Source organism: Bacteroidota bacterium, from assembly GCA_034723125.1.
Classification (GTDB): Bacteria; Bacteroidota; Bacteroidia; order CAILMK01; family JAAYUY01; genus JAYEOP01.
Genome location: JAYEOP010000589.1, coordinates 1 through 1,550 on the forward strand (window position 1 = coordinate 1; position 1,550 = coordinate 1,550).

Annotated in this window: 2 protein-coding genes; one reads left to right on the forward strand and one right to left on the reverse strand. The window is 25.6% G+C overall.

What is annotated here, in order from left to right:
- Positions 1-322: 322 nt before the first annotated feature.
- Positions 323-664, reverse strand: a complete 342-nt coding sequence (gene hypA, locus U9R42_14725) for a hydrogenase maturation nickel metallochaperone HypA (protein MEA3497279.1) — start codon at positions 662-664, stop codon at positions 323-325.
- Positions 665-837: 173 nt separating this feature from the next.
- Between hypA and U9R42_14730 the strand changes: the two genes are divergently transcribed.
- On the forward strand, positions 838-1,251 hold the full coding sequence (locus U9R42_14730) for a hypothetical protein (GenBank protein MEA3497280.1): 414 nt from the start codon (positions 838-840) through the stop codon (positions 1,249-1,251).
- Positions 1,252-1,550: the final 299 nt, after the last annotated feature.

A 1,550-nucleotide genomic window follows, 5' to 3' on the forward strand; every position in this document is an offset into this window, starting at 1 on the left:
GATGAGCTCTCAATTTGGTCAACTGATTATTTCCTTAAATTAGTTGATTTAATCAAATATGAATAAAAATCCGAAAATTCCAAATGACTAAAGTTGGCAGTCAAGCATAGTCAAAAAATATAACAAAAAATCGCAATAATATTTTTATTTGCACAATAATTTAAAGTAATATCTAAAAAAACGAACGCTATCAAATACAATTTTTACAAAAAGTTCGATTGATTGATGCAAAACACTTTAATCCCCTAAAAGAAAAAAGCTTAAAAAATTTATTGTATTGATTCTGTATTATTCGTTTCAATTTCTTCTTTTTTTTCCCACTTTAATCAATAACAAGTGATTTTACTTTTAGCTCTTTCCCTTGTAAAATTTCAGGATTGAAAGAATTACATTTTGGGCAGGGAGAAAAGAAATCTTGAACTTCAAACTCATGCAAACAATTTTTACATTTTGCTTTAGCCTGAATTTTTATTATTTTTATTTTAGCGTTTTCTAATACTGTATTTTCAAATGCTACATCCATTGCAAAGTCCAATGCTTCTTGCACAACGCCTGACAAATTACCTATTTCTATTTCTATTTCTGAAACTGATTTGCCATTATTTTTTTTTACATTTACCTCAGCAATTTCGACAATATTTGTAGCTATTGATAATTCGTGCATTTTTGTTGATTAAAATGATTATTAAAAAAATCTTATTGATTACAAAGTTAAAAAAATAAAAATATTTAGTTGTAAAATAAATTTTTTATAGTATTATTGTATTAAAATTTAGTTAGTAATTTAATTGATTATAAAGACAAATATTATATATTAAATATTTAAAGAAAAAACTTATGACACAATATTATTCATTTAGCGTACAATGTCCACATTGTGGCAAATCATTGATGAATCCTTATAAACTTATTAAGGACAAACCGTCAATTGAGGTAATAATTTCCAAAGAAGGAGAAGGAAAAAAAGGTAAATTCAGATTTTGTTCTAACTATGGCTGTTATATGACTGAATCTGATATTGGATTTAAAGAAAATGACAAGTTAGATTTTCTTTGCCCTTCTTGTAATAAATCATTTAAAACAGGTAAAAAATGTGATGTTTGTGGTCATGATATAATTAGTTTTAATCTCAATGTAGGAGGCAAAGTTGAAATATGCTCTAAAAAAGGATGTCAAAACCATTCTATTACATTCAAAGATTTAGATTGTGCATTGCATAGTTTACACGACAAGTATAGTTATGGAGGATAAGTTTGAAATTAGAAACTCACTTATTTTTCCTTAACATTTAATAATACTAAACCGCTATTAAGATGCTGATTAAGAAAATAAATTATTTTTGTTTTGTTTTTCTTCACAAAATTCTTGCATAGCTGTGGCTACGGAATAATTTTTTGAATAAAAACAGGGCGAAAAGAAATGTTTTATTTTCAGTATCTTGATGGCGGTTTAGTATAAGATGAAATTCGTAACAAATAAAAATTATAATTCATCCGCATAATGCATAGTTTGTTTTAGTCTTAATTTTATTTTAGCCTTCGTTTTAATTA